18 protein-coding genes and 4 pseudogenes are annotated in these 22,369 nt (G+C 71.0%); 8 read left to right on the top strand and 14 right to left on the bottom strand.

What is annotated here, in order from left to right; translation table 11 throughout:
- Positions 1-33: 33 nt before the first annotated feature.
- The 4 genes from ACSP97_RS31910 to ACSP97_RS31895 all read right to left on the bottom strand — a co-directional run bounded on the left by ACSP97_RS31910 (position 34) and on the right by ACSP97_RS31895 (position 5,119).
- Positions 34-360 carry an MmyB family transcriptional regulator gene (locus ACSP97_RS31910; RefSeq protein WP_358269838.1) on the bottom strand — a complete coding sequence of 109 codons (327 nt, stop codon included), beginning with the start codon at positions 358-360 and terminating at the stop codon, positions 34-36.
- Positions 348-1,682: a wax ester/triacylglycerol synthase family O-acyltransferase gene (locus ACSP97_RS31905; RefSeq protein WP_440555476.1), complete on the bottom strand. Its 1,335-nt coding sequence runs from the start codon at positions 1,680-1,682 to the stop codon at positions 348-350. The genes ACSP97_RS31910 and ACSP97_RS31905 overlap by 13 nt, the downstream gene beginning before the upstream one ends.
- A 146-nt stretch (positions 1,683-1,828) precedes the next feature.
- A complete protein-coding gene (locus ACSP97_RS31900; RefSeq protein ID WP_440555474.1) occupies positions 1,829-4,150 on the bottom strand; it encodes a GH92 family glycosyl hydrolase in 2,322 nt (773 codons plus the stop codon).
- A 240-nt stretch (positions 4,151-4,390) separates the two neighbouring features.
- Positions 4,391-5,119, bottom strand: coding sequence for a (2Fe-2S)-binding protein (locus ACSP97_RS31895; RefSeq protein ID WP_355329300.1), 729 nt, complete (start codon positions 5,117-5,119; stop codon positions 4,391-4,393).
- Between the two features lie 240 nt (positions 5,120-5,359).
- Here ACSP97_RS31895 and ACSP97_RS31890 point away from each other — a divergent pair, with 240 nt between their 5' ends.
- Positions 5,360-6,484 (top strand): DMT family transporter, encoded by a 1,125-nt coding sequence (locus ACSP97_RS31890; protein ID WP_440555472.1) that lies wholly within the window; start codon positions 5,360-5,362, stop codon positions 6,482-6,484.
- On the opposite strand, the gene ACSP97_RS31885 is transcribed toward ACSP97_RS31890, so the two are convergent.
- Positions 6,474-7,583, bottom strand: coding sequence for a M23 family metallopeptidase (locus ACSP97_RS31885; protein ID WP_440555470.1), 1,110 nt, complete (start codon positions 7,581-7,583; stop codon positions 6,474-6,476). The genes ACSP97_RS31890 and ACSP97_RS31885 overlap by 11 nt on opposite strands.
- A 270-nt stretch (positions 7,584-7,853) precedes the next feature.
- Here ACSP97_RS31885 and gndA point away from each other — a divergent pair, with 270 nt between their 5' ends.
- A complete protein-coding gene (gene gndA / locus ACSP97_RS31880; RefSeq protein WP_355329229.1) occupies positions 7,854-9,293 on the top strand; it encodes an NADP-dependent phosphogluconate dehydrogenase in 1,440 nt (479 codons plus the stop codon).
- Between the two features lie 657 nt (positions 9,294-9,950).
- Here gndA and panD read toward each other — a convergent pair.
- The gene (gene panD / locus ACSP97_RS31875; RefSeq protein ID WP_440555468.1) at positions 9,951-10,391 is read right to left on the bottom strand and encodes an aspartate 1-decarboxylase; all 441 of its coding nucleotides are present in this window, start codon (positions 10,389-10,391) and stop codon (positions 9,951-9,953) included.
- A gap of 293 nt (positions 10,392-10,684) precedes the next feature.
- Here panD and ACSP97_RS31870 point away from each other — a divergent pair.
- Positions 10,685-10,980 (top strand): annotated as a pseudogene (locus tag ACSP97_RS31870) (glycoside hydrolase family 15 protein); the annotation flags it as partial.
- A gap of 239 nt (positions 10,981-11,219) precedes the next feature.
- Entirely contained in the window at positions 11,220-12,320 is a 1,101-nt protein-coding gene (locus tag ACSP97_RS31865; RefSeq protein ID WP_440555466.1) for a phosphatidylinositol-specific phospholipase C domain-containing protein, read from the top strand.
- A 276-nt stretch (positions 12,321-12,596) separates the two neighbouring features.
- Here ACSP97_RS31865 and ACSP97_RS31860 read toward each other — a convergent pair whose 3' ends face one another.
- Together ACSP97_RS31860 and ACSP97_RS31855 are read right to left on the bottom strand one after the other, a co-directional pair.
- Positions 12,597-14,009 carry a sugar porter family MFS transporter gene (locus ACSP97_RS31860; protein WP_391870663.1) on the bottom strand — a complete coding sequence of 471 codons (1,413 nt, stop codon included), beginning with the start codon at positions 14,007-14,009 and terminating at the stop codon, positions 12,597-12,599.
- Positions 14,002-14,853 carry a phytanoyl-CoA dioxygenase family protein gene (locus ACSP97_RS31855; protein WP_355150769.1) on the bottom strand — a complete coding sequence of 284 codons (852 nt, stop codon included), beginning with the start codon at positions 14,851-14,853 and terminating at the stop codon, positions 14,002-14,004. The genes ACSP97_RS31860 and ACSP97_RS31855 overlap by 8 nt, the downstream gene beginning before the upstream one ends.
- A gap of 131 nt (positions 14,854-14,984) precedes the next feature.
- Between ACSP97_RS31855 and ACSP97_RS31850 the strand changes: the two genes are divergently transcribed.
- Entirely contained in the window at positions 14,985-16,001 is a 1,017-nt protein-coding gene (locus ACSP97_RS31850; RefSeq protein WP_382075659.1) for a LacI family DNA-binding transcriptional regulator, read from the top strand.
- Between the two features lie 58 nt (positions 16,002-16,059).
- Here ACSP97_RS31850 and ACSP97_RS31845 read toward each other — a convergent pair.
- Positions 16,060-16,172 (bottom strand): annotated as a pseudogene (locus ACSP97_RS31845) (IS481 family transposase); the annotation flags it as partial.
- A gap of 362 nt (positions 16,173-16,534) precedes the next feature.
- Here ACSP97_RS31845 and ACSP97_RS31840 point away from each other — a divergent pair.
- The gene (locus ACSP97_RS31840) at positions 16,535-17,785 is read left to right on the top strand and encodes an IS701 family transposase (protein WP_440553496.1); all 1,251 of its coding nucleotides are present in this window, start codon (positions 16,535-16,537) and stop codon (positions 17,783-17,785) included.
- Positions 17,786-17,895: 110 nt separating this feature from the next.
- Here ACSP97_RS31840 and ACSP97_RS31835 read toward each other — a convergent pair.
- The 4 genes and pseudogenes from ACSP97_RS31835 to ACSP97_RS31820 all read right to left on the bottom strand — a co-directional run bounded on the left by ACSP97_RS31835 (position 17,896) and on the right by ACSP97_RS31820 (position 21,109).
- Positions 17,896-18,659: pseudogene (locus ACSP97_RS31835) on the bottom strand (IS5 family transposase).
- 106 nt (positions 18,660-18,765) lie between these two features.
- Entirely contained in the window at positions 18,766-18,951 is a 186-nt protein-coding gene (locus ACSP97_RS31830) for a non-oxidative hydroxyarylic acid decarboxylases subunit D (RefSeq protein WP_440555463.1), read from the bottom strand.
- A 56-nt stretch (positions 18,952-19,007) separates the two neighbouring features.
- On the bottom strand, positions 19,008-20,429 hold the full coding sequence (locus ACSP97_RS31825; RefSeq protein ID WP_355150775.1) for a non-oxidative hydroxyarylic acid decarboxylases subunit C: 1,422 nt from the start codon (positions 20,427-20,429) through the stop codon (positions 19,008-19,010).
- Positions 20,430-20,467: 38 nt separating this feature from the next.
- Positions 20,468-21,109 (bottom strand): UbiX family flavin prenyltransferase, encoded by a 642-nt coding sequence (locus ACSP97_RS31820; RefSeq protein ID WP_440555461.1) that lies wholly within the window; start codon positions 21,107-21,109, stop codon positions 20,468-20,470.
- 201 nt (positions 21,110-21,310) lie between these two features.
- Here ACSP97_RS31820 and ACSP97_RS31815 point away from each other — a divergent pair, with 201 nt between their 5' ends.
- Complete coding sequence (locus tag ACSP97_RS31815; RefSeq protein WP_355526754.1) at positions 21,311-21,811, top strand: MarR family winged helix-turn-helix transcriptional regulator; 501 nt, start codon at positions 21,311-21,313, stop codon at positions 21,809-21,811.
- Here ACSP97_RS31815 and ACSP97_RS31810 read toward each other — a convergent pair.
- A complete protein-coding gene (locus ACSP97_RS31810) occupies positions 21,743-22,030 on the bottom strand; it encodes a cold shock domain-containing protein (RefSeq protein ID WP_440555459.1) in 288 nt (95 codons plus the stop codon). The genes ACSP97_RS31815 and ACSP97_RS31810 overlap by 69 nt on opposite strands.
- Between ACSP97_RS31810 and ACSP97_RS31805 the strand changes: the two are divergent.
- A pseudogene (locus ACSP97_RS31805) lies at positions 21,990-22,346 on the top strand (biotin/lipoyl-containing protein); the annotation flags it as partial. The gene ACSP97_RS31810 and the pseudogene ACSP97_RS31805 sit on opposite strands and share 41 nt — an antisense overlap.
- Positions 22,347-22,369: the final 23 nt, after the last annotated feature.

Here is a 22,369-nt window from a genome sequence, read left to right as displayed (position 1 = left end):
TCCGACTCGCGCCCGCATTCGAACGGCGAAATTTTACGGAGCGCCGGGCCCGGAACCAAAACCGGTGCGGATCAGGCACGGATTCCACCCCGCGCGCTCGGCGGCCGGGGGCGGTTCGACGGCCTCGCGGGCGGCGGCCCGGAAGGCGAGCGGGCACAGGCCCGCCGCGGGGGCCGAACCGGGTTCGGCGGTATGGACGGTGCGGGCGAGGCCGGGCTCGGCGGCCGTGTCGAGGCCCTCGCAGGCGAGGGTGAGGTCGCCGACCGCCCGGTGGTGGAAGCGGCGTACGAACCGGCACGGCGGACGGGGCCGCGGGGTCCGGCGCGAAGGCCGGGCCCCGGGCTCCGTCAGCGGTCGCACACCGCCAGCAGCGCCGCCACCTCGGCCGTCACCGCGTGCGCGAACCGGTCGAGGTCCGGCACCGCCGCCGCGTCGGCGACCAGCCCGTAGTGCACACGCCCGCGGTACGTGGAGACGGCGACCGCCAGCGACTGGCCGGGCGCAAGCGGGGCCAGCGGGTAGACCTCGGTCAGCTCCTGCCCGCCCAGCCGCAGCCCCACCCCGGGCAGCGGCACGCTCGTCACCAGGATGTCGAACCACAGCCGCGCGGCCTGCCCGACCAGCGGACCGCCGAGCCGGTGGCCGAGGGCCGGCACGTGGTCGGCGAGCAGCGCGACGGCACCGGCCCCCCGGTCGGGGCCCGCGTCCTTGTTGCGGACCATCGCGGTGCGCACCGCGGCGAGCCGGCCGAGCGGGTCCGGCTCGTCCACGGGAAGCCGTATCAGATAGCCGGAAAGCCGGTTGCCGGGTGGCTGCGCGGTCCGCGGGCGGCGCCGGGAGACCGGGATCAGGGCACGCGGCGCGACGGCCGCGCAGTCGTCGCCGCGTTCATCGAGCCAGCGGCGCAGCGCACCGGCGACGACCGCGATGAGGACGTCGTTGACGGTGCCACCGGCCGTCTTGCGCACCCGTTGGACCTCGTCGATGTCCAGGACGACCCCGGCGGTACGGCGGGTGCCGCTGGCCGGTGCGGCGAGCGCGGAGGCGGGGCGCATCCGCAGGGTGGACACGGCGAGGGAGGCGCCGATGTCCACGGCCCGGCCCATGTCGGACAGGGCGCCTCGGACCAGGCCCGGGAGCATGCCGGGCAGTCTGCGCACGTCCGACAGCGGTCCGCGCGGCGCGGGCTCGGCCGCGCGTGGTGCCCGTTCGGGCACGTCCATGGGGTCGAGGACGCCCGCGGCGAGCCGCAGCGCGCGCAGCCCGTCGGCGAGGGCGTGGTGGAACTTGAAGAGCACGGCGAAGGAGACCCCGTTCTCGCCGGGCAGGACGTGTGCCTCCCAGGGCGGCCGGCCGCGCTCCAGCGGACGCTCCATCAGCCGTCCGGCGGCGGCGTGGAAGTCGGCGGCCGGGGCGTGCAGCCGTACGTGGTCGAGCGGGTCGAAGTCCGGGGCGGGTTCGCGGGCGGCACCGCCGAAGGCGAGCGGTTGCCATACGTCCCGGATGCGCAGCCGGAGCCCGGGGACGGCGGCGGCACGGGTGGCGAGCAGGTCGGCGGCGTGGGCGCCCGCGGTGGGCGAGTGCGCGGCGAAGACACCGAGGGCGCCCAGATGCATCGGGTGCCGGTCGGACTCCATGTTCCAGAAGGCGAGGTCCAGGGGGGCGAGCAGATCGGAAGTCACGGGCGTGCTCCGCGCGTCGACGGAAGGAGGGGACAGCAGTCAATCCCCGACAATCGATTACGGTCAAGTACGATCAAGCTACGCACAGTTAACAACAGATAAAGTCCCGCCTCTCGGAAGGAGGCGGGACTCGGGAGACGCTGAGGTCACTTCAGTACCGGTGGTGCCGCCTCGGGTGACGTACCCCACTCCGACGGGCGCGGGCCGACCGTGAACGCCAGCGAGCGCAGGGAACGCAGCGCACGCGTCGTCAGATACGTCCGCCCGTGCGCCGCGCCGTCGGTGCGCACGCCCTGGACGTAGCGGTCGGCCGCCGAGGTGCCGGGCGCGGTGACGGTGAGCCCGCCGCTCGGCCAGTAGCGGCGGTCCAGGGCGAGGTCGACGCGGTCGAAGACCGGGGTGGACAGGCCCCAGGTGTCGTACCCGGGCTGGATCGGGAAGAGCCCGATGGAGGACAGCACGTTCCAGGCGGACATGGTGCCGAGGTCGTCGTTGCCGGTCATGCCGGTGGGCCCGTCGGTGAACAGGGTCAGGGCCGCGTGCACGACGTCGGTGGTCTTCCAGGGCTGGCCGGTGGCGAGGTAGGTGTAGGGCGCGATGAGGTCGGGCTCGTTCATCGGGTTGTAGACGGTGGCGTTGTAGTAGGCGTACGCGTCGCCGTGCACCCACACCTCGCGGGCCGTCTTCTCCGGGTCGGCGAGCAGCCGGTCGTAGGCGAAGAAGGCGTCGAGCCGGTCGTTGGCCGCGCGCTCGCCGCCGATCAGGCCAACCATGCCGGGCAGGTCCTGCGGGACCAGCCACTGGTACTGCCAGGCGGTGCCCTCGTGGAAGCCGGTGCCGAGCGCCGGGTCGGGCGAGCCGGTGAAGGCGCCCGAGGCGTCGCGGGCGCGGAAGAAGCCGGTGCCGGGGTCGAAGATGGTGCGGTAGTTGCGCGACCGGGCCGCGTAGCGGGCCGCGTCCGCGTCATGGCCGAGGCCGCGGGCCATCTGGGCGAGCATGGCGTCGGCGAGGGCGTACTCCAGGGTGACGGAGGCTCCGTGGTGGTAGTCCGAGTCGCCCATCTTGGCCAGCGGCCGGTCCTTGACGAACGGGGCGAAACCGTGCGCGATGTACTCGGCGTTGGCCTCCCGGCCGATGCCCGGGTTTGCGGCGGGCGGCACCCCGTCCGCGTTCTTCCGCAGCGCGCGGTAGGCCCGTTCCTCGAACCCCTTCAGCAGGCCCGTCTGGTAGGCGGTGGTCAGGAACGGGGTGACCGGGTCGCCGCTCATCACGTTCGTCTCGACCGGGCCGTAGCCCCACTTGGGCAGCCAGCCGCCGTCCTCGTCGACCGCGACCACCGAGCGGGCCATGTCCCGTGCCTCGCGCGGCGCGAGCAGCGCGAGCAGCTGGGCCTGGGTGCGGTAGGTGTCCCACAGCGACCAGTTCTGGTAGTACGTGAACCCCTTCGCCGTGTGGACGCGCCGGTCCCAGCCGAAGTAGCGGCCGTCGGCGTCGCCACCGATGTTGGGCGAGAGGTACGAGCGGTACAGCGAGGAGTAGAACGTACGGCGCAGCGCCTTGCCACCGCCGTGGACGCGTACGGCGCGCAGCCGTGCCTCCCACTGCGCGCGGGCCCGTGCCCGCACGGTGTCGAAGGACCGGCCGCCTTCCGCGCGCAGATTGCGCTGCGCGCCCGTGGCGTCGACGTAGGACAGCGCGGTCGTCGCCTCGACCGTGCGGTTCCGGGTGGTGTCGAAGCGGACGTAGGCGCCGCCGTGTCCGGCGCGCGAGCCGGCGGTGACGGTGGCGCCGTCCCAGGTGCCGTACGCGGTGAAGGGCCGGCTGAAGCGGGTGACCGTGTGGACCGTGTAGGGGCCGGTGTCCCGGCAGAAGCCGTGGCCGGTGATCTCGGTGCGTACGGTGCGGTCGTCCAGGATCTCGACCTTGCTCGCGCTCGTCTTGTGCAGCGCCTGGGCCGCGTTCAGCAGCACGTTGGCCTTGCCGGTCGCGGGGAAGGTGTAGCGCTGCACCCCGGTGCGGGCGGTGGCGGTCAGCTCGGCGCGGATGCCGGAGGCGAGGCCGACCCGGTAGTAGCCCGGGCTCGCCGTCTCGTCGTCGTGCGAGAACGCGGCGGCGTACTTGGCGTCGTCGGTCTGGGTGATGTCCCCGGTGGTGGGCAGCACGGGCAGGTCGCCGCCGATGCGGCAGCCGACGCCCGAGAGATGGACCAGCGAGAAACCGCGGATACGGCCCTGCGTGTAGTCGTAGCCGGTCATGTGACCGGTGTCCGGCGAGAGCTGCACCATGCCGAAGGGCACGGCGGCGCCGGGGAAGGTGTTGCCCTCGTCCTGGCTCCCGATGAAGGGGTTCACCAGGTCGGTGAGGCGGCCGTCGGTCCGCTCGGCGGCTCCCGCGGCGGGGGTGGCGATCAGCGCGGACACCGCCATCGCCCAGGCCAGGCACAGCCGTGTGCGCCGGGTCCCTCTCATGTCGGATGACCTCCGGAGGTTCGACATCGTTGCCTGCATCGTGGCGGGCGAACGGCACGAATCCGGGCATTGCGCGGGGGAAGAGCGGAACGCGTCGTGTATGCGGGCCTCTTGACGGCCCATGAGCCGGCGTGCGGGCGCGGCGGCCGGTGCCCCTAGGGGGGTTCGGCTGGTTGCGAGCGGGTGGGGCCGTATCCCTAGGAGGCGTGTGGCGGGCCGCGAGCGGGTGTGCCTGTGTCCCTAGGGGGCGTTGGGGGGTCGGGTGAAGCAGCAGTCGCCGCAGACTCCGCCGCCGGGGACGCGGTAGTACAGGCAGCAGCTGCGGCGGCGGAAGGCGGCGGCGGTGCGGGTGCCGGTGGGGCGCAGTAGGGGATGGTCGAAGAGTTCGGCGGTGAGCGCGCGGGTGCGGGTCAGCACCTCGGTACGGCCCTGGGCGCGGGCCCAGCGCTCCAGTTCCCGGGCGGCCCCGGCGAGCGCGGAGCCCGCGTTGCCCCGCAGCAGGCCCACCGCGACGCCGTAACGGTCCCTCAGCGCCTTTTCCAGGGGTACGAGATGACCGTGCAGCACGGCGTCGGCGAGCGCGGCGGCGTCCCCGGGCCCCGCGCGGACCTCGGTGAGCCACAGGTCGTCCGGCGCGGCGGCGGCGGTGTCCCAACGCAGCAGGTCCGGGCGCAGCTCGGGCAGCCGTCCGTACAGGGCGGCGCAGCCGAGCGCCACCGACCAGAGGCGCGCCGCCAACCCCTGCTGGCCGATCGACGCGGCGACCCGTGTCTCGGCGGTGCGCAGCCGCTCCCCGACGGCCCGGACGCGGGCCCCCAGCGGGTCCGGTCCGGGTACGTCCGGTGCGTACGCCTCCGCCAGGGTCGGCAGTCGCGCGGGGTCGCCGTTCCCCGTGGCGCCGGGGATCGTGCGCAGGGCGAAGAATCCGCCCAGGGGGCGGAGCGCGGCGAGTTCGGGGTCGAGGTCCACGACAGACACTCGTACCAGGCCCCTTCGCGGCCCGGACGCGCGGGTTCCCCCCTGGGGTAACCCACCTACGGGATGATCACCGCGCCCTCGTACTCCATCGGCAGTAGGACGCAGTGCGTGCTCAGGGACGACGACAGGGAGAACCCGGGCGGGCAGAGTGTGGACCATGGAAGCCGACCGTACGCAGCGCCGGGCACTGGACCCCCGCCGCACGCAGCCAACGACGAGCGGGAGTGGCCGATGAGCGCCCTCGCGCTGTCCGTGCTGCTGTCGCTCGTGTCCGCCCTCGGTTACGCGGGCGGCGCGATCGTGCAGGAACGGGTCGCGGTCGCCTCCTCCGGCAGCACCTATCTGCCGCTGCGCCGCCCCGGCTGGTGGGGCGCGCTGGCGCTCAACTGCCTCGGCGGGCTGCTGCACGTCGTGGCGCTGGCCTTCGGCCCGCTGAGCATCGTCCAGCCGCTTGGCGCGCTGACCATCGTCTTCGCCCTGCCGCTGGCCACCCTCTGGGTGGGCCGCCGGGCCGGCGCGACCGCCTGGCGGGGCGCCGTGATGACCACGGTCGGGCTCGCCGGGCTGCTCTCGCTGGTCGGCTCCTCCGGCGACCACGCCCTGGACGCCGCGCAGCGGATGGCGGCCGGGGCGGTCACCGGCGGCGCCGTGGTGGCGCTGATGTGCGCGGGCCGGGCCACCCACCGGCACCCGGCGGTGCGCAGCGTGCTGCTCGCCACGGCGTCCGGCACCGCGTTCGGCATGTCCTCGGTGTTCACCAAGTCGGTCGCCGTCGGCTGGGACGGCGGGTTCGGCCCCGGCGCCGTGTTCCTGCTGGTGCTGATCGGCGTGTTCTCCGTCGCCGGGGTGCTGCTGTCCCAGGCCTCCTACGACGGCGGCGGCCTGGCCGCCCCGCTGGCCACCCTGACCGTCGTCAACCCGGTACTGGCCGCCGTGGTCGGCATCCTCATGTTCGGCGAGACCTTCCGCCACGGCACCACGGGCACCCTTCTCGCGCTGGGTTGCGGGGTGCTGGCGGCGGGCGGGTTGATCATGCTGACGACGGAGCGGATGGAACAGACGCCGACGCCGCCCGAGGAGCCGGTCGCAAAGGCGGGGCCGCGCTCGGTGCCGCGCCAGCGGGCCGACGGGCAGGACCTGCGCGGCGCCGGGCAGGACGAGCGGGACGTGCGCGAGCCCGCCCGGGGTGCCGGGCCGCTCACCGGGCCCGGGCCACGTGAGCTGATCGTCCCGGCGGCGCCCGACCCCGTGGTGCCGGACGCGGGTGAGGCCCTGACGCCCGGGGACCGCGCCCTGCCGCCGTCGCACCCCTCGCGGGCGGTGCCGGGCAGGCGGCGGTCGCGGGTCAGATCCTGACGCCGTGGGCCCGGAGGTAGGCGAGCGGGTCGACGTCCGTGCCGAAGCCGGGTCCGGTGCGCACCTCGAAGTGCAGATGCGGTCCGGTGACGTTGCCGGTGGCGCCCGAGCGGCCGACCCGCTGTCCCGCGGTGACGTGCTGCCCGACCCGTACGGCGATGGCGGACAGATGCCCGTACTGGGTGTAGTGCCCGTCGGCGTGCCGGATCACCACCTGGTACCCGTAGGAGCCGCCCCAGCCGGCCGTCACCACCCGCCCGGCCGCGGCCGCGTGCACGGCGGTGCCGGTCGGCACCAGGAAGTCGACGCCGGTGTGGTAGCCCTTCGACCAGTGCGACCCGGCGGCGCGGTACCCGGTGCCGATGGCGGCGTGCACCGGGGCGACGAGCGCGTGGGTCCGCGCCGGAGCCTGCGATCGGGCCGTCGGATGGGCCTTCGGGTGCGCCTTCTGCCGGGCGGGGTGTGAAGCCTCCTTCGTCGCGGAGGCCTTGGCGGGCTTCTCCGGCGCCTTGGCGTGCTTCTCCGGCGCGGTGGCGGGCTTCTCCGGCGCCTCGGTGTGCTTCCGCTTCCCCTCGGTGTGCTTCCGCTTCCCCTCGGTGTGCTTCTGCGCCGCCTTGGCGAGCGCGTTCGCGGGCCGCAGGGTGAGCCGCTGGCCCGGCAGGATCAGGTCGGGGTCGGCGCCGACGGTGGCGCGGTTTCCGGCGTACAGCGGTCGCCAGCCGCCCGGCACGTGCTGGTCCTCGGCGATCCCGGAGAGGGTGTCGCCGCGCACCACCGTGTACATCTCGGTGCGGCCCGCGCGGGACTGCGGGGTGTGCTGCGGCCGTACGTCGTGCGCCGAGGCGTCCAGTGCCTTCCCGGCGACGGTGCCGTGCTCGTCCCCGGCCGGCGACAACGGCGACACGGCGTGCGGCGCGTCCCGGCCACCGTGAGCGGTCGTACCGGCGACGGCCTCCGCTTCGGCGGCGGTCTGCGTTCCGGCGGCTGTTCCGGCGGCGATCAGCGGGAGGGCGAGGCCCGCGCCGCCCGCCGTCACCGTAAGCGAGGCGCGGTTGATCCTGTTCGGCTGGTACCGGCGGTGCCGGCCGGGTATGGCCATGTCCGCAGTCCCTTCGGCATGCGTCAGGAGGGGCAAAAGTATGCGCATGAAACACGCCGTGACAAGACACCGAACCGGCCGTCTCCGGGCGCCAAGCGGCCTACGTTGTACGGGCGTTGGCCGGATGACCGGCTGACCGGCGGGGACGGCGGGCGCGCCCGGGGCGCGGGGGCGGCGGGTCGGATGTGCGCGGGCCCGGAGGGCACGTCAGGATGGGCCAGGACCCTACCGGCACGGCCGCGGGCACGCGGCGAACAGGGAGCAGGCGGTATGAGCACTTCAGCGCAGATCGGCGTCACCGGCCTCGCGGTCATGGGCCGCAACCTCGCCCGGAATTTCGCGCGCAACGGCTACACGGTCGCGGTGCACAACCGCACCGTGGCGCGGACGCGGGAACTGGTGGAGCGGTTCGGGGACGAGGGGGACTTCGTCGCCGCCGAGACCGCCGAGGAGTTCGTGGCGGCGCTGGAACGCCCGCGCCGACTGGTGATCATGGTCAAGGCCGGTGATCCCACGGACGCGGTGATCAAGGAGTTCGCGCCGCTCCTGGAACCCGGCGACATGATCATCGACGGGGGCAACGCGCACTTCGCGGACACCCGGCGCCGGGAGCGGGAGCTGCGTGAACAGGGCATCCACTTCGTCGGTACCGGCATCTCCGGCGGCGAGGAGGGCGCGCTGCACGGGCCGAGCATCATGCCGGGCGGCTCGAAGGAGTCGTACGCCTCCCTGGGCCCGATGCTGGAGAAGATCTCGGCGAAGTCCAAGGACGGCGCGCCCTGCGTGACGCACGTGGGTCCGGACGGCGCCGGACACTTCGTGAAGATGGTGCACAACGGCATCGAGTACGCCGACATGCAGCTGATCGGCGAGGCGTACCAGTTGCTGCGGGACGTGGCGGGGTACTCCCCCGCACAGATCGCGGACATCTTCCGCACATGGAACACCGGCCGGCTGGACTCGTACCTGATCGAGATCACCGCCGAGGTGCTGTCGCACGTGGACGAGGCGACCGGCAAGCCGTTCGTGGACGTGGTGGCGGACCAGGCGGAGCAGAAGGGTACCGGCCGCTGGACCGTACAGATCGCGCTCGACCTCGGTGTCCCGGTCTCGGGCATCGCGGAGGCCGTCTTCGCCCGCTCCCTGTCCGGCCACGCCGCGCTGCGGGAGGCCTCCCGCCATCTGGCCGGGCCCCGGCCGAGCACGCTGAGCGAGCAGGAGGCGGCGGCCTTCGCCGACCGGGTGGAGCAGGCGCTGTACGCCTCCAAGATCGTCTCGTACACCCAGGGCTTCCACGAGATCGCGGCGGGCAGCGAGGAGTACGGCTGGGACATCGACCAGGGTGCCGTCGCCGCGATCTGGCGGGCCGGCTGCATCATCCGCGCGGCGTTCCTCGACCGCATCCGGGCGGCCTACGACGGCCGCCCCGACCTGCCCAGCCTGCTCTCCGACGAGACGTTCGCCCGGGAGATCGCGGCGGCCCAGGACGACTGGCGCGAGGTGCTGGCCACGGCCGTGCGGCAGGGGGTGCCGACGCCCGGGTTCGCCGCGGCCCTCTCCTACTACGACGGCCTGCGCGCCCCGCGGCTGCCCGCGGCGCTCACCCAGGGCCAGCGGGACTTCTTCGGGGCGCACACGTACCGGCGGGTGGACCGGGAGGGCGCGTTCCACACGCTGTGGGGCGGGGACCGGAGCGAGGTCCAGGCGTAACGGGGGCTTCCCTCGCCCTTGAGGGGGTGCGGGGCGCCTGACGCCCCGCACCCCTGGGGTGTGCCCCCTTAGGGGTGTCCGGGTGCCCGGTTCCCCGCGCCCCCTCAGGGACTCAGAGGTGCGTCAGGTGAGGGGCGGGCCCGGTTCGGGGCTCGGTACGGGCTCCGGGCCGGGCGGGATCGGGGACGGTGAGGGCTCGGGTGGGGCCGGCGGTGTGGGCTGCGGGCCCGGACCGGGCGGCGGTACCGGCGGCTGAGGGCCCGGTCCGGGGGGCGGCGGTGTGGGCTGGGGACCCGGCCCCGGGGGCGGTGGCGTGGGCTGGGGGCCGGGGCCCGGCTCCGGGGGCGGGACCGGGGTGGGGTACGGATCCGGGGCCGGTCCCGGCTCCGGTGTCGGGGCCGGCGTGGCGGGGTCGGGGTGCGGGGTGGTCATGATGTCCTCCGCGCGGTCGCTGCTGTGACTGGACGTCGCCTCTGGACTACTCCCCCGCCTACCCGATCACCGCCCGGCCACTCACCCGAGCGCGCGGGCCGGGCGGACCGCCGCGATCCGGACCGACACGGCTCGGGTCCATGGGCCCGGGCCGACACGGCGCGGGCCCCTGGGGCCCGAACCGACCGATCCCAGGCCGAGACGGACCGGGCCATCCGGGCCGACTCAGGCGGAGACGGACCCGGCCTCCGAGGCCACGGAGTGCGGCGCGCGCAGCTGGTCGGAGCCGGGCACCGGCTCGGACGGGTCGGCGCCGAGCGCCACGATCCGGTTGTCGCCGTCGACATGCACGACCCGGGGCTCGAACTCCCGCGCCTCGGCATCGGTGACCTGCGCATAGCTGATGATGATCACCAGATCGCCGGCGTGCACGAGATGTGCGGCCGCCCCGTTGATCCCGATGACACCCGAGCCGCGCTCACCCTCGATGACGTAGGTCTCCAGCCTGGCGCCATTGGTGATGTCGACGATGTGCACCAGCTCGCCGGGCAGCAGATCCGCCGCGTCGAGCAACTCCGCGTCGATGGTCACCGATCCCACGTAGTGCAGGTCGGCCTGGGTGACGGTGGCGCGGTGGATCTTGGACTTGAATACTGTACGCAACATCGGGGCACTCCCACAAATAGGCTCCCTGCCTGCGTTCTTGCAGGTCAAGGGCTGTTTCGACACCCTACAACGAGTCGCATGCCCGGGTAGCCGTCCCCAGGTTTTTCAGGACTCATGCCGACCACTTGCCGACTTTTCCGACGCCCCGTCAGGCGACCGGAGGAGGGTTTCGCGCGCTCCCCCGTCCCCTACCGCGACGACGGCACAAGCCTACGCAGCACCCTCTCAGGGGCATCCGTGATGACCGTCACTCGGGCAGCTTGGAGGGCGGCCGGCGGCGGCAGCGCTCGGCCGATGGCCTCTCCCTGACCGGCCGCCTCGACGAGGCCCGCGCCTTGTTCGAACGCCTCCTCGCTCTGCGCAACGACCTCGGACTCCTGGCGGAGGAGTACGCCCCGTCCAGCAGCGCCAGCTCGGCAACTTTCCGCAAACGTTCCGCCACATGGGCCTGATCCAGAGCGCCCTGCTCCTTCAGCAGATGGTGGCGCAGTCCTCCCGCCGCCAAGGCGCGATCGCGGTTCAGGCGCCCCGCTCGGCCTCCCGCAGCACGCGCCAGAGCGCCACAGACCTGACGCCGCAGCACGCTTAGCCCTCACCCCCTGACGAGGATTTCCATTCCACCAACTCGCCTCCACGCAAGCCGGGTCCCATCAGAGCCTCCACCAGACCAGAGCTCTTCATATACGTGAACCTCCGCGCCGGGTAGTGGAGTTCGGCTCGAAGTGGAGCTGACAGGGGGATTCCAGCTCGTGTTACGTGTCATGCCTCCGTCGATTCACACGTGGCTGTCACCGTCCTTGACGAAGAGCCACACCCACAGGAGGGCACGTGACCGGACCGTTCACCCGTCGAGCTCTGTTCAGACCACGCGCCGTCGTGCGCGCCGCGCTGCTCGGGGCACTCACCGCGTGCCTGGCGTTCACCATGGCCGGCCCGGGGGGCGTCACCGCCTCCGCCGCCGACACGGACGCGCTACCACTGTCCGGCGCCACGACGTCAGGCCTGCACAACAGCTACGACCCCGCCACCTTCACGTATCTGGCCCAGGCACTCGACACAGGCACCTCGATGATCGAACTCGACGTCTGGGACGACTTCTTCACCCAGGAGTGGAAGGTGAGCCACTCCGACCCGACGGGCAACTCGAACAACTGCGTAAACGCGTCCTCGGCCTCCCAGCTCTACACCGGCGGGGCGAACAAGGACCTGGAGAGCTGCCTGGATGACATCCGGCTGTGGCTCGGGGCGCACCCCGGGCACGGCCCGCTGTACATCAAGCTGGAGATGAAGGCGGGCTTCCAGGCCACGTTCGGCATGAGCCCGGCCAAGCTCGACCAGTCCATCAGCACGCACCTCGGCGGGCTGGTGTTCAAGCCGTCCGACCTGCTCGACAAGCCAGGCGGCGGGCAGTACGCCACGCTCGACGCGGCCGCTTCCGCCGGCAACTGGCCCACTCGGCAGCAACTGGCCGGCAGGGTCATCCTCGAGGTCATTCCCGGCACGGTCGAGGAGAGCAACCCGACCGACTCTCTGTGGACCGACCAGGAGTACGCGAGCTACCTGCGCGACCTGCACACCCAGGGCAGGACGTCACAGGCGAACGTCTTCCCTTCGGTGCACAACGCCCAGGCGGGCGACCCCCGTTCGCGCTACTCCGACACGTCGCTGCGCCCTTGGTTCGTGGCCTTCGACGGTGACGCGGCCACATACCTCAACGGCAGCATCGACACCGGATGGTACGACACCCACCACTACCTGCTGTTCATGACCGACGCGCAGAACGTGCCGCCGGCGCTGGACGACGTCAACCCCTCGACGGCCGACGCGCAGGCCCGGGTCACTCAACTGGCCAAGGCACACGCCACGGTGGCGTCCAATGACTGGAAGGCCCTGCCGGACGTCCAGTCGATGGTCGTCCCGCGCGGCTGACGGGCGCCAAAGCCCCACCAACTCGCCGGGTGCCCGCAGTCAGACGGGAACACCGACCACGGGCACCCGGTTTACGGCGAGGGACGTTACGGCCCGGCATCCCGCGCAGGGCGCGAGGAGCGGGAGCGACCGCCTGGCAACGCGTCTCACCCGCCCCCTCGCAACCGATCGGCGCCGTCCCTGGGAGCAACCCAGTTCTCCGGGACAGCCAGCCCACGCGCAGGCGGCCTTCCGTTCCCGAAGGTAAGCGGAGGCCGGCCGGGTTGGCACGCGCGGTCAGGGCGGCGTGGCCAGGTTGCGGCGCAGTGAGCCTGGTGCTCGAAGCGCGCGCTCGATGTCCTCCAGGGGCCGGTTGCGGGTCTCGGGCACCTTCAGCAGCACGAAGACGAGGCAGAGCACGTTGAGGGCGGCGTAGAGGAAGAACGTTCCCGCCCTGCCCACCATGTGGATTGAACTGAGTGCCGTGACAGCGATCAGCAGGTCGAACCCCCAGACCGTCAGTGTGGCGAGACTGGTCGCCGGCCCGCGCACGCCGAGGGGGAGGATCTCCGGGGCGATCAGCCAGACCACAGACTGCATGCCGATGCCGTTGCACAGGATGTACACGAAGAGGGCACTGATCACGGTCCAGTGCTGCGCCGGTGAGTCGCCCATCAGGAAGGCCAGGCCCAGGACGGCCATGGCCAGGCCCGACAGCGGCATGAACCACAGCATCGTCCTTCGGCGGCCGATGGCGTCCACCGCGATGGCCCCGGTGACGCCCGCGACGACGAGCATGGCCCCGATTCCGATGCCCGTGACCAGTGCGACCGACTGCCCGAAGCCGGCGTCGGAAAGGATCGTCGGGGCGTAGTAGACGATCGCGTTGATGCCGGTCAACTGGGAGAAGGCGGCCACACCGAGGGCGACGACCAGGGCGGGTCGCAGCCAGGGCTGCAGCAGTGCGCGTCGGTCCCGCCGCGGGGCCGCCGCGGCCACGCCGTGGATCGCGGTGATCTCACCAGTGATGTCGGCACCCCGGGGCCGCAGTCGGGACAGCACCGCGTGGGCCGTTGCGGTGTGCCCGTGCTCGACCAGCCAGCGGGGGCTCTCCGGCAGTCTGGTCATTCCGATCGCCAGGACGGTGGCCGGAATGACGGCCAGGCCGAACATCACGCGCCACCCGCCGCTTCCGGCGAGCAGCCAGCTCGCCAGGTATGCGATCAGCTGGCCGATGGCCACCATCAGTTGGAAGAGCACCATGAGTCGGCCGCGGACGGCCGGCGGCGCAACCTCGGCGATGTACACCGGCACCATGTTCGACGCTCCGCCCACGGCCAGCCCCAGCACCAGGCGCGCCGCGATCAGGGCGCCTGTGTTCGGGGCCGTGGCGGCGCCGAGCGCGCCCACCGCGAAGATCACCGCCACCCAGAGCACCACCCGGCGCCTGCCGAGGCGTCCCGCAAGCCGCCCGGAGATCAGGGCGCCGATCATTGCTCCGACGAGGATGACGCTGACGACGACCTCCTGTCCTTGGGAGGACAGGTGCAGGTCCTCCCGGAGGTACAGCAGTGCGCCGGAGATGATGCCGGTGTCGTAGCCGAAGAGGAGGCCGCCCAGGGCGGATACGGCGGCCACGGCATAGACCTGGGTCGGTTGGCGGACCCGGCCGCGCTCCGGGGTCGCGGTTGCCGCGATGATCTCAGGCATCGCCCATGACCAGACCTTCGATGGTGTGCTTCTGCGTGATCGGCTGCAGCTCGTCCACCACCGGGCAGACCAGGTGCTTGCGCACGTGCTTCGGCAGGGACTCCCAGAAGGCGCGGGTGACCGCTGTATCGTGCCGGTCGCCGTTGTTCGCCTCCGGACCGTCGACGCCCAGGACCAGGACGGGCCGGGACTTCGTCGACTCGTTCCTGGTGCCGCGGTGGACAGCCAGTGCGGTGCGGCAGGAGATGTCTCCGCGTCGCGGGTACTTGCGCACGGCGAGTTCTTCGTACCGGCCGTAGTGCGACTTCGGCGGGAACATGCCGTGCTCGAACTCATCGCTGTGGTCCCACTGGGTGCCCGGCGCGATCTCGAAGGGACCCATGTCCTTCTCGGTGTCCACACCAGTCACATTGAAGGCCAGTGACGTCAGACGCCGCTCGCGCCGGGTCTCCTCGGGCATGGGGAAGTCGCGGTGCCAGGGCTGGTTGACCGCGCCTTCCTCGGGGACGTCGAAACCCAGCTCCACGATGCGGTAGTCCGGCCCGAGCACTGCAGTGCACAGCGACCGCACCCACGGGTGGTCGACCAGGTCCACGAAGCCACGGAGCTGCTCGGGATGGATCTCGACGTAATAGCGGTTCGGACCGCGTCCGACGGCGCCGCCCGGGCGGGCGAGGGCCTCGGCGAACGCCTTGTCGATGTCCTCGCGAAGCCGGTCCGCCCACTCGGGCGTGAACGCGCCCTTCCTGGCCGTGATGCCGTCGGTGTACAGAGCCTCCACGTCCGCTGACACTTCGATGTCCAGTTGGTCCGCCGAAACACCGGGATAGGCGTGAGTCGTCATGGGCGCCTCCTTGCGCTGTCCTGCCCGTCCCGGGCCATGTTGCAACGTTGCATTCATCGCTGCAATAGGGATCGTGCGGCGTTCTGGGAGTTTCTTTGTCCACCACTGCGCGTCGTGCCAAGATGGCCGCCGTGAGTAGTCGCCTGAAGGACGTGGCAGCCCGGGCCGGGGTCTCGGTGCGCACCGTGTCCAACGTCGTCAGCGGCACGGGGTCCGTCGCCGAACAGACACGGGCACGTGTCCAGGCAGCCCTGGACGAGCTGGGCTACCGACCGAATCTGGCCGCACGCAACCTGAGGGCCGGCCGCACCGGTCTGATCGGTCTCGTCATCCCCGAGCTGCACTCGCCGTACTTCGGTGAACTCGCCGGTCTGATCGTCGCTGCCGCGCAACAGCGCTCGTGGACGGTCGTCATCGACCAGACGTTCGGTGACGGCGAGGCGGAGCGACGGCTGCTGGAAGGCACCGGGGGACGCGTGGTCGACGGACTCATCATCAGCCCCTGGTCCTTGCGCCCGGAGGAGCTCACCGCCCGCGCCCGCGACATCCCGGTCGTTCTCCTGGGAGAGCAGCGCGCACCGGGGCTGGCGGACCGTGTGGCCGTCGACAGCGTCCTCGCGGCCGACGAGGCGACGACTCACCTCCTCGACAGCGGTCGCAGGCGCATCGCGGCGATCGGTCTTCAGCCCTACCTGCACAACGAGACCGCCCGGCAGCGGCTGGAGGGATACCATCGCGCGCTACGGCGTGCGGGGCTGTCGCCTGACGAGGCACTGCAGCGCACGGTACGAGCGCTGCACCGGGAGGACGGAGCCAGGGCAATGACCGAGCTGCTGGATTCCGGGGCGCGCCCCGATGCCGTCTTCGCCTTCAGTGACGAACTCGCCCTCGGCGTCCTCCATGTGGCGCACACAAGAGGGCTGCGCGTCCCCGGCGACCTCGCGGTGGTCGGCTTCGATGGCATCGAGGACGCCCGGTACGCGTATCCGCCGCTCACCACTGTCGTGCCCGACAAAAGGCAAATCGCCGAACGTGCCCTGCAGTGCCTGGCGGACCGCATCTACAGCCCCGCCGCGTCGGTGCCGCCCCTGGACATAGTGGTGCCGCACCGGCTCGACATCAGGGGCAGCACCCGCCTGGCCGGGTAAGGCTTACGGCTGATAGGGCTACGGTCTTTCGTCTGGATCCCGGCCACCCCGTCCTCACGCGGGAAATGCCCATCTCGGCCGCAACATGCGCGACAGGGCGGCCGGCGCCGACACACGCTCGACAAGCAGTCGCCTGCCGTGAACGGTCAGCCGGGCATTACGGTGGGACACGAAGACCTCCGTGCGGTGCAGTCCTAGACAGCTCCACCACACCGGAGGTCTTCGTCATGATCAAGCCCGACCAGTGTCAACAACGCTCGTGATCAATACACCTAGGGTCTTTCGTTTGGATCAGGCCGGATCAGGGAGCGGGGCCCGGTGCGTGCAGATGCAAGGCGGAGGAGGGAGTCGACGCGATGGGGGTGCCCCCGCGCGAGTGAAGCCGAGCGTGGGGGAGTCGGCGACTGACGACAACGCGGCAGATGCGCGTGCCGGGCCCCGCGAGCCCGGCTTGATCCAAACGAGAGGCCCTAGTACTCCAGCAGCGGTTCGTGTCTTGAGCTGGTGGTTGTCGTTGTCCTGGTATGGAGGGGATGATTGAAGTCGGTTGCTGGGCTGACGAGTTGGAGTCGGTGTTCGCCCGAGTGGCGGGCCGGTTCGGGCGGGCGGATCTGCGGTGGCGGATGCGGGACTACGTCCGCGGTCTGCTGGGCCAAGCGGCACGGAAGAACGGCTGGCAGCTCGCGGAGTGGGCAGGTCATCGCACTCCCGACGGCTTCCAGCGGCTGCTGAACAGCAGCGTCTGGGACGCCGACGCCCTGCGCGACGACGTCCGCGCCTACGTCGGTGAGTCCCTCGGCCCCAATGGCGTGTTGATCATTGACGACACCGGGTTCATCAAGAAGGGCACCACCTCGGCCGGGGTCGGCCGGCAGTACACCGGAACATCGGGAAAGATCGACAACTGCCAGATCGGGGTGTTCGCCGCCTACGCCACCCGCTCGGGCCGGGCCCTGGTCGACCGGGAGCTCTACCTGCCCAAAGCCTGGACCTTGGATCGTGACCGCTGCCGGGCGGCGAAGATCCCCGACGAACGCGGCTTCGCGACCAAGGGAGAGCTGGCCCGGAACATCGTCCGCCGCTGCCTGGCCGCCAGCCTGCCCGCCACGTGGGTCACCGCGGACGAGGCCTACGGGCAGGACTGGCACTTCCGCCGCCTGCTCGAGCAACTCGACATCGGTTATGTGGTGGCGGTGCCCAAGTCGCAGCAGATCAAGTCCCTGGCGGGCATCTGGCGCATCGACCAGCTCATCGATGAAGCGCCCGGTGATGCCTGGCAGCGACTGTCCTGCGGTGACGGGGCGAAGGGTCCGCGGATCTACGACTGGGCCGGGGCCAAGCTGCCCGCCAACATCATCTTCGACCCCGACCCGCCGACCCATCACCGCTGGGTGATGGCCCGCCGCAGCCTGTCCGACCCTGAAGAGGTGGCCTACTACCTGGCCTACGCCCCGGTGAGTGTTGAGATCGCTGAACTGGCCCAGGTGGCCGGGTCCCGCTGGGCGATCGAGGAGTGCTTCCAGGCCGCGAAGAACGAATGCGGCCTGGACGAGTACGAGGTCCGCCGCTATCCCGGCTGGTATCGGCACATCACCCTGGCGATGCTCGCTCATGCCGTCCTTGCCGCACTCGCAGCACGACCCCGGGCCGGCGGCGAGGCCGCAAAGGGGGCTGCAGAAACGGATCAGCCCTCGTCCCGCTCACCGTGGCAGAGATCCGGCGGCTCCTGGACACTCTCCTGCCTCACCCACGAGCCAACCGCGACCCCGTCACCCACGCACTGAAGTGGTCAGCCTGGAGAAGACACCACCAAGCCGTCGCCCGCCGATGCCACTACCGAAAACGCACCTCAGAACACGAACCGCTGCTGGAGTACTAGGTCGTGTCCGTAAAGTCAGGGCAGCCAGAGCAGTAGGCAGGCGATGGTGACCATGGCCTGGTAGTGGCGGGCGCGTTTGTCGTAGCGGGTGGCCAGGGCCTTGTGGTGTTTGAGCTTGTTGAAGCAGCGCTCGACGACGTTGCGGCGCCGGTAGGCGGCCCGGTCGAGTCGGCAGAGGCTCTCGCCGCGGCGGAGGCGGCCGTTGATCTGGTCGATCCGTTCGGGGATCACGGCCTTGATGCCTCGGCGGCGGAGGTAGGAGCGGATCTTCGCGGACGAGTAGCCCTTGTCGGCGGCGACCCGCTCGGGCCGGGTCCTGGGCCGGCCGGGACCGCACCGCTGGACGCGGATGCGGGCCATGACCTGCTCGAACTGGGTGCAGTCGTTGACGTTCCCGGCCGTGACCGTGAAGGCGAGGGGCCGGCCCTGGCCGTCGCAGGCGAGGTGGATCTTCGTGGTCAGCCCGCCGCGGGACCGGCCGATCGCCTCGCCCGGCCAGGGCCCCCTTTTCGGGCCCCGGCCGCGTGCTGGTGGGCCCGCACGGTGGTGGAGTCGACGCACGCGATGGTCCAGTCGACGGTGCCGACGGCATCCGAGTGCTGCTGGACGTGGGCCAGGAGCCGGTCCCAGGTTCCGTCGGCCGACCAGCGGCGGAAGCGTTCGTAGACCGTCTTCCACGGCCCGTAGCGCTCGGGCAGGTCCCGCCAGGCCGCACCCGTGGACAGCTTCCACAGAATCCCGTTCACCACCTGACGGCGGTCCCGCACCGGCCTGCCCATCCGCGACGGAGCCAGCAACGGCTCGATCACCGCCCACGACTCATCAGTCAACTCATGACGACGCACCACGAACAGACCAACGAGCAACCGACTTTGCGGACACGGCCTAGCCGCGGCGGTGGGGCACCGGTGGCATGGCGAGCATGCCTGGGATGTCGGCCGGGTCGACCTTCCATTCCTTGGGGAAGGCGGCGGGGTCCGTGATGGCGGGACTCTCGGTGGAGCGGTAGCTGTAGAAGCAGGTGTCGCAGACGTACATGGTCCACTTGCCCGGGACGGGGGAGGTGGTCATGACGCGCACCGTGGACTCCTCACAGCGCGGACAGACGGTGGTGTTGAGGGGGGAGGTCACTTGATCAGTCCCTTCAGGATCGTCTCCCACGCGGTGGTGGCCGACGGGTTGGCGACTTCGTGTGAGTAGTGGCCGCGGGTCTCGGGTGAGATCGGCGTGGTGGCGTCGATGACCACCTTGTGGACAATGCCGTCCGGGTCGGAGCTCGGGTCCAGAGCCAGTACTGAGCCGTTTGGCACGGTGACGAGGTCGTGCTGGGGGTGGAAGCGCACCGACAGGGCCCACATGACCTGAGCGAGGTTGAACGGGTCGACGTCCTCGTCGACAACGATGATCACCTTGCAGTAGGCGAGACCGTGGGGCGTGGTCATGGCGCGCATGCCGACCGCCTTGGCATGGCCGCCGAAGCGCTGCTTGACGGAGATGATGCCGAGCAGGCCCTGGGTGTACATCGCGTTGACCGCCACGACCTCGGGGAAATCGGCCTTGAGTTGCCGGTACAGCGGGACACTGGTGTTCAGGGCGAGGGTGTAGTCCATCTCTGTCCACGGCTTACCGAGGTAGAGATGCTCGAAGATCGGGTCGGTACGGTGGCTGACCCGGGTGATGCGGATGACCGGCTGGCTGCGGGCACCGGAGTAGTAGCCGGTGAATTCACCGAAGGGCCCTTCGATCTCCCGCTCGCCGCAGATGATCTCGCCCTCGAGGATGACTTCTGAGCCCCAGGGCACGTCCAGGCCCGTCAGCGGTGCTGCGGCGATGCGATAGGGGGCGCCCTGGATGGCGGCGGCCATCTCGTATTCGGACTGGTCATAGGCGAGCGGCATGCCGCCGACGGTGGTGATGACGGGTTCGTTGCCGATGGCGATGGCGATGGGGAGGTTTTCGCCGCGTTCTTCGGCCTTTTGCAGGTGCAGACCGATGTCGTGGGCGGCGAGTGGCTGGATTCCCAGGCGGTCCTTGTCCTTGACCTGGATGCGGTAGATGCCTGCGTTCTGCTTGCCGAAGTGCTCCGGATCGTCCGGGTCACGGGTGACGACGATCGCCTTGTCGATGTAGCAGCCGACGTCGTGGTCGTTGAGGCGGAACAGCGGCAGCAACTGGAAGAGGTCGATGTCCTCGCTCAGCGTGTGCTCCTGCCAGGGAGCGTCGGAGCGACGTTCGACCTGCCCGGGAAAGGCGTCCCAGCGCTCAGCGAACTCGAAGAACTGCTCCTTGACGGAGGTGTCCTTGTCCATGCCGAGCATGAGGGCGTGGTTGGGCCAGGAGCCGACCACGTTGAGGGCCACGCGGCCCTTGCCCCGCTCGTATCCCTCTATGTTGTCGAACAGGAGCGCCGGCCCGCGGTCGGTGAGATTGGTGGTGGCGGCGGCCGCGGAACTCAGGTCGGGCTCGGGCTTGACGGGTTCGGAGTACTCCAGGAGTTGGTTGTTCTTCCGCAGGTTCTCAAGGAATTCCCGCAGGTCGGCATAGGCCATGGGTTGTCCTTCGTGTTGGGGGGAGTTGCCTGCCCGGGTCAGGCGGTGCCGCCGTCGGTGGGCAGGACGTCATGGAGGGCCTCGGACTCGGCGGGCGCGGCGGCCCGTCCGTGGCGTTCGCCGGCCAGTCCGCTCCAGCGGCGGGCACCGGGCAGTCGGAGGCCGAACTGGTCGAGGGTGCGGGCAGTGATGTGGTCGACGACGTCGTCGAGATCCTTGGGGTGGTTGTAGAAGGCCGGCGTCGGAGGCAGGACCGTTACGCCCATGCGGGACAGAGCCAGCAGGTTCTCCAGGTGGATGGTGGAGAGCGGGGTCTCCCGGGCGACCATGACGAGCTTGCGACCCTCCTTGAGGGTCACATCCGCCGCCCGACCCACGAGATCCTGCGCGAAGCCTGCCCGTATACCCGCGACCGTCTTCATGCTGCACGGGACGATCATCATGCCGTCGGTGGGGTAGGAGCCGCTGGAGATCGGCGCTGCCTGATCCTGCGGTCCGTGATTGACGGTGGCGAGCGCGCTCACCTCTCGGGCGGTGTACTCGGTTTCCAGAGCGATGGTCGCGCGTGCCCACCGGCTCATGACGAGGTGTGTCTCCACCTCCAGGTGGCGCAGGGCTTCCAGGAGGCGGACGCCGATGACAGCCCCGGTAGCTCCGGTCATGGCCACGACGAGTCGCATGGGTGTGCCTTCCGACAGCAGAGATAGGACGTGTACGCCCTTTTTTCTGCGCCTACATTACTCCGTACACGTCCCAATGTCAGCGGCCCGGTCTGCGCCCCCGGTGTCAAGGCAGGAAGTCGGGGTCGGCCGACAGGCGGCTACCGTGGAGGAGGAACATCTTCGGACTGCCTGCCGCCGACGCGCTCCAGGAGGAATCACGTGATCGATACGGATGCCGATGGCGCCGTCGCCGACGGGAACGGCGGCTACAGCGCGGCCAGCCGCGATGAACACGTCGTCCGGGCAAGCGCGGGGGCCGGCAATCTCATCAGGCGTCTGTTCCAGCAACGGACCCGGCTGTGGCAGCAGACGCTGCCCGACGACATCACCGGCCCCCAGTTCACTGTCTTGGGGGTGCTCTACCTGCGCGGCGCGATGGACCAGCGAACGCTGGGGCACCATGCGAGCCTGGACAAGTCCACCGCCGCGCCCATCGTGGAGAGGCTGAGGCTGCGAGGTCTCCTCACCGTCGAACGGGACACCGCCGACGCCCGCCGCAAAGTCCTCGCCCTCACACCAGCCGGGCAAGAGGCCGTCGTCCAGCTCGCCCCCTACGCTGCCCAGGTCGAAGACCTGCTGCTAGGGGACCTGTCACCCGCTGAACGCGAACAGTTCTTTCATCTTGCATACCGGATCCTCGGCGTCCACGACGCCACATGAGCGGCACGGGCGACGGGAGCCCTTCTGACCCTGAGTGATGTCGAAGGCGACTTTCTCACCCTCGGTCAGCTCCCGGTAGCCGTTGCCCGCGATGGCGGAGAAGTGGGCGAAGACGTCGGGGCCACCGTCGTCCTGGCAGACGAAGCCGTAGCCCTTCTCAAAGTTGAACCACTTCACGGTGCCGCTGGCCGCCGTCGGCGAGGCCGACGAGCGCGGCATGCGCACGGTGAAGGCCACCCTCAACGGCCAGCTGCGCCCCATCCAGGTCCGCGATCGCAACGCGGCCACGGACGTGCCGGTGACGGAGAAGGCCGACCGGCCCGGTCCCGGACACGTTGCGGCGCCGTTCGCCGGTGTCGTGACGCTCGCGGTGGCCGAGCACGACGAGGTCGCCGCCGGCGCCATCGTGGCCACCATCGAGGCCATGAAGATGGAGGCCACCATCACCGCCCCGAAGGGGGGCCGGGTCTCCCGGCTGGCCGTCAACCGCATCCAGCAGGTGGAGGGTGGCGACCTCCTGGCCGAACTCGCCTGACGAAGGCCTCGGCGCCTGCCCGC

Source organism: Streptomyces sp. SCPE 10, assembly GCF_051980735.1.
Lineage (GTDB): Bacteria > Actinomycetota > Actinomycetes > Streptomycetales > Streptomycetaceae > Streptomyces > Streptomyces misionensis.
The sequence above is the reverse complement of the archived record's forward strand: the minus strand, read 5'-3'. Positions and strand labels throughout refer to the sequence as shown.